Source organism: Weissella sp. ESL1139, from assembly GCF_058506735.1.
Genome location: NZ_CP196375.1, coordinates 1653395 through 1668618, shown reverse-complemented (window position 1 = coordinate 1668618; position 15224 = coordinate 1653395). Strand labels below are relative to the sequence as shown.

The following is a 15224-nucleotide window of genomic DNA, read 5'->3' as shown; positions in this document are numbered from 1 at the left end:
AACGGATTGAACACTTGATGTCATGCTATTTGTCTGACATATTTTGAGTTGTTAAATTTTATTCGTCAGGTAACTGATACCTTAGATAATACGTATTATCCTTACTGAAGTAATACATATGACCGTCGATATAATGGTAACCTTGGACAGCGCGGCCGTCATTTTCTACGTAGTAAGTTTTACCATAGGCTGATATCCAACGGTTGGTCTGTAAGATACCACCTTCGTAGTAGTAAAAGCCGTTGTCGTGGTTACGGAAACCGGTATATAATTTACCGTTTTCAATCCAACGATGACCGACACCTTCAATGTTTAAGTAACCGTTAGGGACTGAGTTACGTAAGTAATAGGTATTGTTTGATCCGAAATCGTAGGCTTGACCACTAATCCATTGATAGCCTTGAACAGCACGTCCATTATTATCAACGTAATAGGTTAAGCCATATGCATGCTCCCACTGATTGTTCTGGCGAACACCGTTTTCAAACCAGTAATAGGAACCGGCATAGTAGCGGACACCGGTATAAGGTTGTCCATTTTCTAACCAATTATAACCACCATTAGCGGTTGAAATATTTGGCGAATAGACATAACCTGTTCGAGTATCCTGCTGAGTACTTGTTGTCTGAGATGATGCAGTCGTATCTGCAGAAACAGGTGTTGTTGTGATAGCTAGTCCACTAAGAACAGCACCACCTACTAAGGCAGATACCAATGAAGCTTTACTAAATAGTTGTCGTTTCATTATGTGTACCTCCTTTGTATACACATAGTGTACAACAAGCCTCAATATTATGTTACTAATATGTATCAAAAAAGTGTCTATTTCGTTACTAAAATTCATAATAAAGCCTAATAAATCAATCTGAAATTATGATTTATTAGAATTTTTGCGATAGCGTGTTAGTGGGATTATATTTTGTAAGTAGCAGCTTGCATATTAAAATTATGAGTGTTAGAATTTTTGTAAATTAAAAAGTAATTAGAATGATGAAGAGAAGAGTAGCGTTATTATGTTCTTAACAGAGAGCCTTGTTGGTGAAAGTAGGCAAGAAACGGTGGCGTGAAGATGAACTCAGATTATTTTCAAGGTGTTAACGCATCTTGAACGGATGGCACCGTTAAGACGCCAACGAGGCATTATAGCTTGACTATAATGTAAATAGGGATGGTAACGCGAATATTCGGCCCAAAAACAATGATGTTTTTGAGTCGGATATTTTTTTGTTTAAACTCAAATCTTTAGGGGGATAAAAATATGGTCGCAACAGCAAATAAGATAAAGTTTCCAAATCGATATGACATTGTTGGTAGCTTTTTAAGAACTGATGCATTGAAAGATGCACGTCAAAAATTTGAAGATGGTGAAATTTCACAAGAACAATTAACGACTGTTCAACATGAAGAAACAAAGAAGATTGTCGATGAACAAATTAAGTTGGGCTTGAAGGATATCACAGATGGTGAATTCAACCGTTCTTGGTGGCATTTAGACTTTTTGTGGGGTCTAGAAGGTGTTGAAAACTATGACTATCATGAAAGTTATAAATTTAAGGGTGGTAAAACGAGAACTGATAATGTTGAATTAGTCGGTAAGATTGCATACAACCCAAATCATCCTTTCTTTGATAGCTATGAATTCTTGGCATCAATTACACCAGATGGCGTTGTACCAAAGCAAACGATTCCTTCACCAACGATGTTGTTCCGTGATAATCGTAGTGATAACTGGTCAAAGTATTATGATACATTTGATGAATATTTGACTGATTTATCAGTTGCTTATCATCAAACGATTCAACATTTCTATGATTTAGGGGCACGTTATGTACAATTGGACGATACGACTTGGGCATTTTTGATTAGCAAGTTGCATGATACTGAGTCAGATCCTGAAGAACATGCTAAGTACGTTAAATTGGCTGAAAATAGCGTTAAAGTGATTAATGATGCTTTGGCTGACTTGCCAGATGATTTGACGATTACAACTCACATTTGTCGTGGTAACTTCCAATCAACTTATTTGTTCGCTGGTGGTTATGACGATGTTGCTCCATACTTAGGTCAACTAAATTATAATGGTATTTTTTTGGAATTTGATGATGCACGTTCAGGTTCATTTGACTCATTGGGTGAAATCTGGGCTGGTGATACTAACAAGCGTATTGTATTAGGTTTGGTTACTTCTAAGCGACCTGAAATTGAAGATCAAGATGCCATCATTGCGCGTGTTAATGAAGCCGCTAAAATTGTGCCATTGGATAACTTAGCTTTGTCGACACAGTGTGGTTTCGCTTCCACTGAAGAAGGAAATAAATTGACTCAAGATGAGCAATGGGCTAAGTTGCGTTTCGTCATTGAAACAGCAAAGAAAATTTGGGGTTAATTTACATTATGTAAGCGCTTAATTGTCTGGTATAATAAAGGTAAGTAATTCTAGTAGATAAACTGCTTTTGGGGAAAGGATGATTATAATGACATTAACACCGCGCATATCAATAGCAACCATGATGACGGTTTTACCGCTTAAGGGGAAAATCTTCTTTAAAAAATCTGAAGAAGGTATTTTTACGACGTCTGATTTGGGGCCAAAGTTAACCATTTCAATCAAAAAGCCTGATGAAGTAGTTCAGATGCTTAAAGAATTTAATTACAATATCGATGAATATTCAACTGATGATGATGAAAACGAGATTATTCGTTATACTGATTTGTCATTATTAGAAGCGTAAAAATGTTGGGATTTAGATAGTTTTGTCTAAACCCCAACATTTTTTATTTATATAACTGTGTTTGTTGGACATCAGTAATTGTTTTAGTACCAGCCAACTGCATTGTGATGCGTAATTCATCGTTTAATTGGTTAACAACCGACGTGACCCCCTGTGCACCACCCAGGGCTAAACCATAAATAATTGGACGAGCTAAGGCGACTAAATCAGCACCAGCAGCTAATGCTTTAAAGACATGTGAACCACGACGCACGCCGCTATCAAAGATAATTGGCACACGATGATTAACGACTTGTGCGACATCGTGTAGAACGTCAAATGAGGCTGGACCACCATTTAATTGGCGGCCACCATGGTTAGATACCCAAATACCTTGTGCACCAGCTTGAATTGCCAGTAGGGCGTCTTCAGGTGCTTGAATACCTTTAATAATTACAGGAAGTGGCGTGTAATCAATGACACGTTTCATATCGGCCACGCCGATTTGATGGGCTTCATTATCGAAAACATCTTTGCCTTCACCAACGCCAGTACCTGATTGACCTAAGCCAGGCTGGAAATCTTCTAGGTTAGCCATGGGGACCGGGAAATGAAAGTCATTAACAATATCCGTTTCACGGTAACCTTCAGCTGTGATATCAGTTGTTACAACAATTGCTTTACAACCAGCTTCAGCAGCTTTATCTAAGAGAAACTTGTTTAATTCATGATTTTGGCTTAAATATAATTGGAAAAATTGTGGTGCGCCATTGCCAGCTGCCATTGCTTCAGCGATGCGCTTTGAGGAGTATGTACTTTGGGTCATTAACGAACCGGCTTCCGCCATGCCAGCAGCCGTAGCAACTTCTCCTTGCATATGGACAACCCCTTGAGCAGCGGCAGGTGCCATGGCGATTGGATTTGCTAATTTTAGGCCAAAAATACTGGTACTAGTGTCGGGATTAGTAATATTAGATAGAACACGTGGCAAAATTTTGACATGGTCAAAGGCTAAGGTGTTTTCACGTAACGTTGATTCATCTTCAGAACCACCACGGACAAAGCCAAAACTAGCTTTAGGTAAAATTTCTTGGGCGGCTTTTTCTAATGCGGGTAAGTTAATAACATTCAAAGGACGCTCCTGTTCACTTAATTCATAACCATTGATAATTGCCATAATAGACTCCCCTTGTTAATTCATTTATTTTTAATCATTCTATCATTTTAAATAAGCTGTTTGGATATTAATTTTTAAAATATGATATGAAAGTATTTCGCATATATTTCCATATGTGGTTGTTCGGGTTATATTTATAAGTAAGAGAAAAATTAAAGGGGTGATAGTGCATGACGGGAATTCAACGACAAGAAACGATTAAGGCGGCGTTAAGTAATCCAGATACAGTCATCAGTGCTAATCAATTTGCTAAACAGTTAGCAGTGTCACGACAGACAATAGTGGGAGATATTGCCTTGTTACGAGCACGTGGTGAGCAAATTATTGCAACACCACAGGGTTATCGTTATCAGGCTAAGCAACGGCATAGTACGATACTTGTTGTACAACATGGTGCTGATCAAATTGAAGATGAGCTGACGGCATTAGTTAATGCTGGTGTCACAGTTGCGGATGTGCAAGTGGATCATCCAGTATATGGTTTATTAAAAGGTGAATTAGCGATTCAAACTATTACAGATGTTAAACAATTTGTTTATCATTTGAATAAAGAAGGTGGCGAACCATTATCAGTGTTAACAAATGGGTTGCATATGCATCGTGTTGAGTATGAAGATGCAACAGCCTTGCAAGACGCTAAAAATGCATTACGTGAATTGAATATTTTGTACGAAGCTTAATTTGGGTTGACAAGACACCCCCTAACGAACTATGATAATAGTCATTGTAAGGGTGTAAAGACACCTAGATAGGAGTAACTAATTAAAAAATTAGTAGTATGAAATGTCATGAATAAATTGAATAAGTTGTTAACTGTTACAGGTTTAGCTTGGTTATTTGATGCGATGGATGTTGGGTTATTGTCATTTATATTGGTGGCAATCCAAAAAGAATGGGATTTATCCTCATTACAGGTTGGCTGGGTCGGCTCAGTTAATTCGATTGGATTGGCTGTTGGCGCGATTACGTTTGGTGCGTTAGCTGATCAAAAAGGTCGTAAAAATATGTTGATGATGACCTTGTTGATTTTTTCTATCGCAACTGGTTTGTCAGCGTTTACGATGGGCTTTGTTGGTTTTATTCTATTGCGCTTTTTCGTAGGTGTTGGTTTAGGTGGTGAATTACCAGTTGCTACGACACTAGTCTCTGAGCATGTCGAAAAAGAAAAGCGTGGTCGGACAATCGTTTTGCTTGAAAGTTTTTGGGCTGTCGGCTGGTTAATTGCTAGTTTGTTAGCATATTTTGTGATGCCAAGTTTCGGATGGCGAATTACTTTAATTATTTCTGCATTAACCGCATTTTACGTATTTATCTTACGTCGTCATTTACCAAATGATAGGGTTAAAAATCAAACGGCAAATACACCGCGGGAATCAGTTGGTACGAAGTTATCAAAGCTATTTCATAAACAATTTCGTAATCAAACCATTATGTTATGGGTTGCTTGGTTTATGATTATGTTTTCTTATTATGGTATTTTCTTGTGGTTACCAAGTGTCTTAGTTGGTAAAGGCTTCAGTACGGTTAACAGCTTTGGTTATGTGGTCATCATGACTTTGGCACAATTACCAGGTTACTTTACGTCAGCATGGTTGGTTGAAAAATGGGGTCGTAAGCCGGTTATTGCAACGTTTTTAGCTGGAACAGCTATTTTCGCGGCTGTCTTCGGTTTCTCGACTAGTTTGACGATGATTATGATTTCCGGCATGTTATTGTCGTTCTTCAATTTAGGTGCATGGGGTGCCATGTATGCTTACACACCAGAATTGTACCCAGCAAGTATTCGTGCAACAGCGAATGGCGCAGCTGAAGGATTTGGTCGTTTAGGTGGTATCCTTGGTCCGCTATCAATCGGTTTCTTTATTGGTCATGGTTTGTCATTTGCAAACATTTTTAGCGTGTTTAGTATCGCGTTAATTATTGCTATTGTGGTTGTACTACTCTTGGGTAAAGAAACTCGTGGGCAAGCAATTGATTAAATAATTAATAAGATATTGGCTTATATTTGATGAATCATCATGTATAAGCTTTTTATTATGGGCTTTTGTGAATAAAAGCCTATTTTTTTCTATATTTAAAATATTTAGTTTACCTTAACGATACATTACCCTTTATCATTGGATTATTGTGAAATGACAAATTGAAATAATAACACATTAAGATGTTATCAAGGAGATACAGAAATGACAGCCAGAGAAAAATTTTCAGCATATGAAGACGATAATACGTTATCAAATGAACCGGAATTTAATCAGGATCAAATTAATAAGAAGCATTTACGATTAACCCAAGCTGATATGGATGAGATGAAGTTAGTTGAGAAAAATTTATTTGAAAAATTGTCACTTTTTGTCACTGATCCAGATTTACAGAGTAAAATTGCACAAGATATTTTTGGTTTGCACAAACAATGGTTAAGTTTTACACTACCTGATTATTCAGTAGATAAACATAAGGAAATTGTGACGATGTATGTAAAAGATAACCGGTTTAAGTTGTACTATGATGAGAAGGAACTGGGGAGTGCGCAAGCGTTATATGATGTCGTGCATTATTACGCAGATTAATTCTTGTTTCACGTGAAACATTAGTTAATTTTATAAAGCTTAATAATTGCAAAAAAGGCAGTAAGTTATCAAATGATGATAATTTACTGCCTTTCAAATGGGCATATTTGTATAGAGTGCTTTTGCTTACAAAGTCTAGATTCTCAATGTAACGAAATTTGCTCACTTCACGGTCTGACGACCGCAAAGCGTCCAAACAACGTTATACATCGAATTCAACCCGTCTTTGTTCACGTTATGCTAATCCTCCGGATAAATCTGCTTTAAATTATTAATATCTTGCTGAGAAAGGGCGGTGACACCTTGATCAACTGGATACATGACGGAAGCTTTGTCTTCACTGTGATCAAGACCAAGTGCATGGCCAACCTCATGAATCGCGGCGGATAGACGAGGTGGGTAAGCAGTATTTAAAGTAGCTTTACCATGATTGTAGTCAATATTGACTAAGCCAGTTTGCGAATAAACTTTAGGGCCACCAATACCTAATTCTTCTAAATTATTAGTATTCTTAGAAGGTTTGTTATAAACACCAAGTGTAATTGTATTCTTTGAGTCGTCTTGTTCTTCAGCAGTAATATGAACGATACCAGTTGCATTATAGACGTCCATTGCTTGTAAAAAGATTGATCTTGTCTGCTCGGGAACGTCATCTTTAAATTTGTAGGTATAAACGTTTGATAACTTTTTACCACTAACGATTGATTCAATACCATTATTGTTAGCAGTTTTTTTATCTGGTTGAGTTTTAGATTCTGTTTTTGTTAAAAAAGGAATCTCTGTTGAAAGATTTTGTAAGTTAGTTGTTAAAGCACTTAATTGTGTATTAATTTGTTGGCTAATAGCAGGCGTTGTCAGCCAGTTATAACCAATAATAGCAACTACAATTAGGATGAGTCCTTTAAAGAGTTTCATCAGTGTTACCTTTCTGTACCAAAAAACGGTACATTTATTGAAACATATTAAAGTATAGTATACCAAATTAAGATTAACCTTATAAGTTAGTGATTATACACAAAAAAGTCGCTAGCAAAATTTGCTAACGACTTTTGATTTTTAAAGTAAGAATAATCTAAGCTTATTCCCACTCAACAGTTGCAGGTGGCTTAGCTGTAATATCATAGACTACGCGGTTAACGTGGGCGGTCTCATTTACGATACGACGAGAAATCTCTTCTAAGACATCCCATGGTAACTTAGCAAAGTCAGCTGTCATGCCATCAACAGACGTAATGGCACGAATAGCAATGGTGTAATCGTAAGTACGCTCATCCCCCATAACACCAACTGAACGAATACCAGGTAGGACGGTAAAGTATTGCCATACTTCGCTATCCAAACCTTGCTTAGCGATTTCATCACGTAAAATAGCATCAGATTCGCGTACGATTTCTAGCTTATCTTTTGTGATTTCACCAAGGACACGAATACCAAGTCCTGGACCTGGGAATGGTTGACGCCAAACCAGGTCATGTGGCATACCAAGTTTCTCACCAAGTGAGCGAACTTCATCCTTGAACAACTTGTTTAGTGGTTCGATTAATTGGAATTGAATGTCATCTGGTAAACCACCAACGTTGTGGTGTGACTTGATAGTTTGAGCAGTGTCAGTACCTGATTCGATAACGTCAGTATACAATGTTCCTTGTGCTAGGAAGTCGATACCATCCAACTTCATGGCTTCTTCGTCAAAGACACGAATAAATTCGTTACCAATGATTTTACGCTTCTGTTCAGGGTCAGTAACACCAGCTAATTTGTTTAAGAAACGATCTTGGGCATCAACCTTGATGATGTTTAGACCGAACTTGCCACCAAGAGCGGCCATGACTTCATTAGCTTCGTTTTTACGTAGTAGACCGTGGTCAACAAAGATTGATGTTAATTGTGTACCGATAGCTTTGTGTAGTAGGACACCAACAACTGATGAATCAACACCACCTGAAAGTCCTAGTAAGACGCGCTTGTCGCCAACAGTTTCACGAATCTTTGCAATTTGTTCGTCGATGAAATCATCCATTGACCAATCACGATTTGCGTGAACAGCATTATCAATGAAGTTTTCCAAAATTTTCATACCATAAACGGTATGACGAACCTCTGTATGGAATTGAACACCATATAGTTGACGTTCTACGTTTTCCATAGCGGCAATTGGTGTACTATCAGAAGTTGCTACTGCAGTAAATCCTTCAGGAACAGCTCCAACGTAATCACCGTGTGACATCAAAACAGTTTGTGTTTCGGGTGTCTCTGCAAATAAGATGCTGTTTGAATCCGTCACTTCAATCTCAGTTTCACCATATTCAGATGTATTGTTGGCAGGTAAGACTTTACCACCAGGCAACATATGTGCCATTAGTTGCATACCATAGCAAACACCTAAAATGGGGATGTTTAGATTAAAAATTTCTGGATCAACAGAAAATGCACCATCATCGTAAACTGAATTAGGACCACCTGAAAAGATTAAGCCTTTAGGTTGAAGTTCTTTGATTTCAGCAGCAGTGATAGTGTGTGGCTTTAGCTCAGAATAAACGCCTAATTCACGAATACGACGTGAAATTAATTGGTTATATTGTGAACCAAAGTCCAATACAAGAATACTATCGTGTGTATCTGTGTTGGCCATGATATCCTCCATTTAATTGATAATTCCATTATACGTAATCTATGATAATTTTCAATGATATTTATATTAATGTTCGGGGTTGGTTAACAATAATTTTAGATAAATGCTTAAAAAATATTCACATATTAAACTCATTTGTTTTAATGAATTTATCATTAATAAAACTATCTGAATAGATTTTATAGTGATGAAAAATTTAGCCTTGCATTCTCAGTTTAAGACCGCTATAGTAATTAAATTATTATAAATTGAACTCTTAAATGAGTGGTTGGGTTGAGGGCTTAATACTTGGAGGTATTAAAAAATGGTTTCACGTCGGACAATGGTCATTGGTGGTGTTGTAGTAGTAGCACTTGCTGGTATTGGTATTGCATCAATGAACGGTGATAAGACAAACAGTAAAGATCAATTTACAGCAGCAATGGTATCAGACACAAATGGTGTTAATGATAAGGGCTTTAATCAAAGCGCATGGCAAGGTCTTCAAAAATGGGGAAAAGCCAACGATTTGACTAAGGGTAAGGATGGTTATAATTACTTCCAACCTAAGTCTGTAGCTGATTACGATACACAATTAACGCAAGCTGCAACAGCTAAGTATAATTTGGTAGCAGCAATTGGGAACACGTTCAAAGATTCTGTTGAAACAGTTGCTGATAAACAACCAAAGACAAAGTTTGTATTGGTTGACGAACAAGCAGATAAAAAGTACAAGAACGTTGCTTCTGTTAAGTTCCACTCTGAACAATCATCATACCTAGTTGGTGTTGCGGCAGCTAAGAAAGCCCAAGCAGTCGGTGATAAGACAGTTGGCTTTATTGGTGGTATGCGTAACTCAGTGATTGAGTCATTCCTTGCTGGCTATCAAGCCGGTGTGAAATCTGTTGATCCAAGTATTAAGGTTGATGCAACATTTGCGGGTACTTTCTCAGACCCAGCTAAAGGACAAACTATCGCCAAAGCTAAAATTGCTGAAGGTGAGCACGTTATCTTCCAAGCTGCTGGTGGTGTCGGGAATGGTGTTTTCCAAGCTGCTAAGGACCAAAGTGCAACATTACCTGCTGGCTCAAAGGATAAAGTTTGGGTAATTGGTGTTGACCTTGATCAAACGAATATGGGAAATTACAAGACCAAAGATGGTAAGAAAGATAATTTGACGCTAACTTCATCATTGACGGGTATCGGTCGTGGTGTGCAATTGATTACGAAGCAAGCACAAAATGACAAGTTCCCAGGTGGTAAGACTGTATACTATGGTCTAAAAGAAGGTGGTGTAGGTATTGTCACGAAGAACTTGGATGACGATACCAAGAAGGCTGTTGATAATGCCAAAGATCAAATTGTTGACGGTGACATTAAGGTTTCAGCAGTACCAACAAAATAAGATGTTTAGCTTAGTCGAAATTTAGTACAATCCTGTACTGAATTTCGGCTTTTTATGTTATCGTGATGACTGGCATAAAAAATTTAAGCATTATAAAATGTAAAATATGTAGGGTAAAGTTAAAAAGTAAGGAATATTGAAAAGATGAATTCTAAAAGAAACACCATGAGTGTTAAGAAAATTAGACAACTCATTGGGACTGATAGTGAATTTGATTGGGTTGCTAATCAATTGACGCAAATCGCACAAATGTATCAGGTTTATGAATCAGCGCAACATGAAATTTCAACGAAACTTGAAAATCTTGATGCTGAATTTGAAGTTAACTATAATCATAATCCAATTCACCATATTGATGGTCGTATGAAAGATCCGCAAAGCTTGGTTGGCAAGTTAAAGAAGAAGGGCTTGTCACCAGATGTTACCAGTATTAAAAATAATATTTTTGATATTGCTGGGCTACGTGTGATTACCAACTATATTGATGATATTTATACGGTTGAAAAGTTATTATCACAACAAGATGATGTTGAAGTGATTAAGCGCAAGGATTATATTGAGAATCCTAAAGAAAGTGGTTATCGTAGTCTTCATTTAGTTGTTAAAGTACCAGTGTTTAAAGCTCATGACGTGGAGTCGATTCCGGTAGAAATCCAAATCAGAACAATTGGAATGGATATGTGGGCTAGTTTAGAACACGAGTTACGTTATAAAACTGATATTGACCGAGCTGAAGAATTTGCGGATAATTTAGTAGAGAATGCAAATGCTTTATATAAAATTGAGCAGAGCTTCCAAGATATTCATCACGCATTATAATTAAAAAGAAAGAGCTATTGTAGAACGAAATATGGTAAATAAACAAACAAAACATTATCAGAATCAGAAAGAAGATAATGTTTCACGTGGAACAAAAAAACAAAATCATGCGCCAGTTAAAGTTGAAATCGGTGATCAATTATTGATTACTATTAAGCGACTAGGTATTAACGGTGAAGGGATTGGTTACTATAAACGGAAGATTACGTTTATCCAAGGTGCTTTGCCGGGAGAAGTTGTTGAAGTTGAAGTAACTAATTATACGAATAAATTTATTGAAGCACGGGTGCTTAAGTTTAAGCAAAAATCTAAGGATCGTGTAAAGCCGGTTGATAACCAAGAAGTAGGTGGTGTTGAGCTTGAACACTTGTCATATGAAGGACAGTTAAAGTACAAGCAAGATGTTATTCGCCAAGCTTTGCAAAAGTATCGTCCGGCTGGGTATGCGCATTATAAGTTGTTGCCAACGATTGGTATGGATAATCCAACTGGTTATCGTAATAAAGCACAGTTCCCAGTTCGTGAGGTCAATGGCAAATTAGCTGTTGGTATGTACAAACGTCATTCACATAAGCTAGTTGATTTGCCTGTTATGACGACGCAACATCCAGCAACGCTCAAAGTTGTGCGGAAAGTTCGTGATATTTTGGCTGATTTACATGTATCAATTTATGATGAGCGTCGTAATCGTGGGTCAATTAAAACGTTGATTGCTCGTGTCTCAGAATCAACTGGGGATGTACAACTAACCATTGTCACAAACGGTCGTTCATTGCCGGAAGCAGATGAATTAATTGCCCGAATTAATCAGGAACTACCAGAAGTGGTTTCAATTCACCAAAATATTAATCGTGGTGATTCATCATTGATTTGGGGTGATGATACTCGTCAAATTTGGGGTGAAGATTACATCACTGAAGAAATTAATGGTAAAACGTTCAAGTTATCACCACGCGCCTTTTTGCAATTAAATCCACGGCAAACACAACGTCTATATCAAGAAACGATTAAAGCACTGGATTTGACGAAGGCTGATAAATTAATCGATGCTTATTCAGGAGTTGGTACCATTGGTATTTCATTAGCAGATCATGCTGGTGAAGTACGTGGCATGGATACAATTCCTGAATCAATTGATGACGCGACTGAAAATGTTATTGATAATGGGGTAACTAATGCCACCTATTATGTTGGTGCAGCAGAAGAGTTGATTCCACAATGGGCTAGCGAAGGTTGGGTTGCCGATGCACTCGTAGTTGATCCACCACGTACTGGTTTGGATAGTGCGTTGCGACAAACAATTCTAGCCACGAAGCCAGAAAAATTTGTCTACGTATCATGTAATGCTTCAACATTAGCACGTGATTTGGTTGATTTATCAAAGGTTTATCGAGTTGATTATATTCAATCAATTGATATGTTCCCACAAACAGCACGTTGGGAAGGTATTGTAAAGTTTACGAAAAAATAAAAAAATTGACGATAATGCTATTATATGAGTATGTTAGCTGTCAAAATAAAAATTAATGATAGAATAAACGGTGGTACTAGCATAATATAGTATTATCGTTTTTTGCATTTATGTATGGTGTATGTATGGTGTTTTAAGGAGAAGAAAATGAAACAACGTAAAGGGCTATCAACAAGATCTGTCGTGGCAACTGGCATTGGGGCTGCCGTATTTTTAATTTTATTTAAATTCGTAGCTATTCCAACAGGTATTCCTAATACACAAATTAATGTTGCTGAGGCATGGTTATCTTTGCTAGCAGCTATTTTTGGGCCAATCGTTGGTGGACTAGTCGCTTTTATTGGTCATGCATTGAATGATGCGATTTCTTATGGATCAGTTTGGTGGACATGGGTCATTGCAGATGCATTATTTGGTATTATTCTAGGTTGGGCTGTTAAGAAGATGAATTTGATTAATGGCGACCTAAGTACTAAGAAAATTGTTGCGTTTAACGTGTGGCAATTAATTGCTAATTTTATTGCTTGGAGTGTTATCGCCCCATTAGGTGATGTTTTGGTCTATAGTGAACCAGCTAACAAGGTTTTCTTGCAAGGTTTCGTATCAACAGGTATTAACTTTGTTTCAGTTGGTGTTTTAGGAACCTTATTGATTGTAGCTTATAGCAAGACGCAAGTTAAGCAAGGTTCATTAAAAGAAAAAGATTAATCATAACAGGTGGGAGCTATAATCCTACCTATACATATAAAAATAATTGAGGTAGTTGTTTCATGACATCAGCAATCGAAATGAAAGATGTAACATTTAAATATGATTCGCAATCAGAACCGACTTTGCATCATATTAATTCAGCAATTGAACCAGGCGAGCGTGTGCTACTTTCTGGCCCATCAGGTTCCGGTAAAACCACCTTAGGTCAATTACTTAATGGCCTAATTCCACACGCTTATCCTGGTGAAATAACCGGTGATATTAGTATCAATGGTCATAATATTAAAGACCTTTCTATTTTTGAGCGTTCATTTGATATCGGAACGGTCTTGCAAGATACCGACACACAATTTGTTGGCTTAACTGTTGCCGAAGATATTGCTTTTGCCCTGGAAAATGACAACATGACTAATGATAAATTATTGGCTAAAGTAAAAGAATGGGCACAAATTTTAGATCTAGGTGAGTTATTAAAAGCAGCACCACAAGAATTATCAGGTGGTCAGAAGCAACGCGTGGCCATGGCTGGCGTTTTGATTGATGATAGTCCTATTTTGCTGTTTGATGAGCCATTAGCCAGTTTAGATCCAGCGAGCGGTCATCGGATGTTATCACTGTTAGATAAGTTGCAAGCAGAATATCATTTGACGGTGATTATGATTGAACATCGGTTGGAGGATGTGTTGCAGCATCGTTTAGATCGCGTTGTAGTACTGGATAAGGGGATGGTCACCTTTGATGGTTCACCTGAACAAATTTTAAAGTCAGAAACACTTGAACAATACGGTTTAGCTATGCCTGGTTACTTGCAGTTATTGAAATTAGCTGGTGTATCTTTTGAAGGATTATCACATATTACTGAACCAGCACAAGTATCTGGACCAGATGTTTTAACAAAATTACAGACGTTGTCTACTGAAAACAAAGGTGTGACTGAAACTAACAACAAAGTCGCGCCAGCAATTTTGACGACGGATAATTTAACGTTTAAGTATGGTGATAAAGGCCTATTTGATGGCGTCAATGTTACTTTGTACGAAGGCGAATTGGTCGCTTTAGTAGGTAAAAATGGTTCTGGTAAGTCGACTTTGAGTAAATTAATTGCCGGCTTTATGCAACCAAGTGCTGGTAGCATTCTGTTAAAAGACGTGGGTGATTTGGCTAATTTGTCAATCAAAGAGCGTGCTGACCACATTGGTTATGTGTCACAAAATCCAAATGAAATGATTACCCAATCGATTATTTATGACGAAGTTGCCAGTGGCTTACGTTTGCGTGGCTTATCGGAAGAAGAAATTAAACCACGTGCACATCAGTTGTTGAAACTAGCTGGATTATACGGTATGCGTGAATGGCCAGTAACGGTCTTGAGTTATGGTCAAAAGAAGCGCCTAACGATTATTTCAGTCTTGATATTAGAACCAAGTGTTTTGATTTTGGACGAACCAACTGCTGGTCAAGATTATGCGAATGCACAGGCAATCATGCACTTTGTTCAAAATTTAAATCAAGAACTTAATACGACCGTTATGATTATCACGCATGACATGCCATTGATGTTGTCAGCAGCCGATAGAGCGTTGGTTTTGGTTGATGGCCAACTATTGGCTGATACAACACCCGCAAAACTGCTAAATGACCAAGCTTTGGTTGATCAAGCAGATTTGCATATCACAACGGTGCATGAACTAGCACAACAATATAATTTGAGTAATCCAGCCGGATTGACGGCATTGATTGGGAAAGGATAGA

General features: G+C 37.5%; 14 protein-coding genes. 10 read left to right on the top strand and 4 right to left on the bottom strand.

What is annotated here, in order from left to right; genetic code table 11:
* Positions 1–58 precede the first annotated feature (58 nt).
* Positions 59–745, bottom strand: a complete 687-nt coding sequence (locus ACSYSF_RS08240) for a 1,4-beta-N-acetylmuramidase (RefSeq protein ID WP_489867546.1) — start codon at positions 743–745, stop codon at positions 59–61.
* A gap of 513 nt (positions 746–1258) precedes the next feature.
* On the opposite strand from ACSYSF_RS08240, the gene ACSYSF_RS08235 reads away from it, so the two are divergent.
* Both ACSYSF_RS08235 and ACSYSF_RS08230 read left to right on the top strand, forming a co-directional pair.
* Positions 1259–2386, top strand: a complete 1128-nt coding sequence (locus ACSYSF_RS08235; protein ID WP_489867545.1) for a vitamin B12 independent methionine synthase — start codon at positions 1259–1261, stop codon at positions 2384–2386.
* 88 nt (positions 2387–2474) lie between these two features.
* Positions 2475–2732, top strand: coding sequence for a hypothetical protein (locus tag ACSYSF_RS08230; RefSeq protein ID WP_489867544.1), 258 nt, complete (start codon positions 2475–2477; stop codon positions 2730–2732).
* Between the two features lie 43 nt (positions 2733–2775).
* Here the strand turns inward: ACSYSF_RS08230 and ACSYSF_RS08225 are convergent, their stop codons facing one another.
* Positions 2776–3888: an alpha-hydroxy-acid oxidizing protein gene (locus ACSYSF_RS08225; protein WP_489867543.1), complete on the bottom strand. Its 1113-nt coding sequence runs from the start codon at positions 3886–3888 to the stop codon at positions 2776–2778.
* A gap of 170 nt (positions 3889–4058) precedes the next feature.
* On the opposite strand from ACSYSF_RS08225, the gene ACSYSF_RS08220 reads away from it, so the two are divergent.
* From ACSYSF_RS08220 to ACSYSF_RS08210, 3 genes are all read left to right on the top strand, one after another.
* Positions 4059–4568 (top strand): 3H domain-containing protein, encoded by a 510-nt coding sequence (locus ACSYSF_RS08220; RefSeq protein WP_489867542.1) that lies wholly within the window; start codon positions 4059–4061, stop codon positions 4566–4568.
* Between the two features lie 108 nt (positions 4569–4676).
* Entirely contained in the window at positions 4677–5867 is a 1191-nt protein-coding gene (locus ACSYSF_RS08215) for an MFS transporter (protein WP_489867541.1), read from the top strand.
* A 204-nt stretch (positions 5868–6071) separates the two neighbouring features.
* Complete coding sequence (locus tag ACSYSF_RS08210; protein WP_489867540.1) at positions 6072–6455, top strand: TipAS antibiotic-recognition domain-containing protein; 384 nt, start codon at positions 6072–6074, stop codon at positions 6453–6455.
* Between the two features lie 240 nt (positions 6456–6695).
* On the opposite strand, the gene ACSYSF_RS08205 is transcribed toward ACSYSF_RS08210, so the two are convergent.
* Both ACSYSF_RS08205 and guaA read right to left on the bottom strand, forming a co-directional pair.
* Positions 6696–7370, bottom strand: coding sequence for a matrixin family metalloprotease (locus ACSYSF_RS08205; protein ID WP_489867539.1), 675 nt, complete (start codon positions 7368–7370; stop codon positions 6696–6698).
* Between the two features lie 163 nt (positions 7371–7533).
* Positions 7534–9087: a glutamine-hydrolyzing GMP synthase gene (gene guaA, locus ACSYSF_RS08200; RefSeq protein WP_489867538.1), complete on the bottom strand. Its 1554-nt coding sequence runs from the start codon at positions 9085–9087 to the stop codon at positions 7534–7536.
* 304 nt (positions 9088–9391) lie between these two features.
* On the opposite strand from guaA, the gene ACSYSF_RS08195 reads away from it, so the two are divergent.
* The 5 genes from ACSYSF_RS08195 (at position 9392) to ACSYSF_RS08175 (ending at position 15223) form a co-directional block, all read left to right on the top strand.
* Entirely contained in the window at positions 9392–10471 is a 1080-nt protein-coding gene (locus ACSYSF_RS08195; protein WP_489867537.1) for a BMP family lipoprotein, read from the top strand.
* A 144-nt stretch (positions 10472–10615) separates the two neighbouring features.
* Positions 10616–11290 (top strand): GTP pyrophosphokinase, encoded by a 675-nt coding sequence (locus tag ACSYSF_RS08190; RefSeq protein WP_489867536.1) that lies wholly within the window; start codon positions 10616–10618, stop codon positions 11288–11290.
* Positions 11291–11321: 31 nt separating this feature from the next.
* Positions 11322–12761 (top strand): 23S rRNA (uracil(1939)-C(5))-methyltransferase RlmD, encoded by a 1440-nt coding sequence (rlmD, locus tag ACSYSF_RS08185; RefSeq protein WP_489867535.1) that lies wholly within the window; start codon positions 11322–11324, stop codon positions 12759–12761.
* A gap of 147 nt (positions 12762–12908) precedes the next feature.
* Complete coding sequence (locus ACSYSF_RS08180) at positions 12909–13469, top strand: ECF-type riboflavin transporter substrate-binding protein (protein ID WP_489867534.1); 561 nt, start codon at positions 12909–12911, stop codon at positions 13467–13469.
* A 62-nt stretch (positions 13470–13531) separates the two neighbouring features.
* Entirely contained in the window at positions 13532–15223 is a 1692-nt protein-coding gene (locus ACSYSF_RS08175) for an energy-coupling factor transporter ATPase (protein WP_489867533.1), read from the top strand.
* Position 15224 lies beyond the last annotated feature (1 nt).

Excerpts from the sequence above, each read along its gene's own strand:
- ACSYSF_RS08195 (WP_489867537.1), top strand. The coding sequence starts at position 9,392 with ATGGTTTCACGTCGGACAATGGTCATTGGTGGTGTTGTAGTAGTAGCA.
- ACSYSF_RS08210 (WP_489867540.1), top strand. The coding sequence starts at position 6,072 with ATGACAGCCAGAGAAAAATTTTCAGCATATGAAGACGATAATACGTTA.
- ACSYSF_RS08235 (WP_489867545.1), top strand. The coding sequence starts at position 1,259 with ATGGTCGCAACAGCAAATAAGATAAAGTTTCCAAATCGATATGACATT.
- ACSYSF_RS08190 (WP_489867536.1), top strand. The coding sequence starts at position 10,616 with ATGAATTCTAAAAGAAACACCATGAGTGTTAAGAAAATTAGACAACTC.
- ACSYSF_RS08205 (WP_489867539.1), bottom strand. The coding sequence starts at position 7,370 with ATGAAACTCTTTAAAGGACTCATCCTAATTGTAGTTGCTATTATTGGT.
- ACSYSF_RS08240 (WP_489867546.1), bottom strand. The coding sequence starts at position 745 with ATGAAACGACAACTATTTAGTAAAGCTTCATTGGTATCTGCCTTAGTA.
- rlmD (WP_489867535.1), top strand. The coding sequence starts at position 11,322 with ATGGTAAATAAACAAACAAAACATTATCAGAATCAGAAAGAAGATAAT.
- ACSYSF_RS08180 (WP_489867534.1), top strand. The coding sequence starts at position 12,909 with ATGAAACAACGTAAAGGGCTATCAACAAGATCTGTCGTGGCAACTGGC.
- ACSYSF_RS08215 (WP_489867541.1), top strand. The coding sequence starts at position 4,677 with ATGAATAAATTGAATAAGTTGTTAACTGTTACAGGTTTAGCTTGGTTA.
- ACSYSF_RS08230 (WP_489867544.1), top strand. The coding sequence starts at position 2,475 with ATGACATTAACACCGCGCATATCAATAGCAACCATGATGACGGTTTTA.
- ACSYSF_RS08225 (WP_489867543.1), bottom strand. The coding sequence starts at position 3,888 with ATGGCAATTATCAATGGTTATGAATTAAGTGAACAGGAGCGTCCTTTG.
- guaA (WP_489867538.1), bottom strand. The coding sequence starts at position 9,087 with ATGGCCAACACAGATACACACGATAGTATTCTTGTATTGGACTTTGGT.
- ACSYSF_RS08175 (WP_489867533.1), top strand. The coding sequence starts at position 13,532 with ATGACATCAGCAATCGAAATGAAAGATGTAACATTTAAATATGATTCG.
- ACSYSF_RS08220 (WP_489867542.1), top strand. The coding sequence starts at position 4,059 with ATGACGGGAATTCAACGACAAGAAACGATTAAGGCGGCGTTAAGTAAT.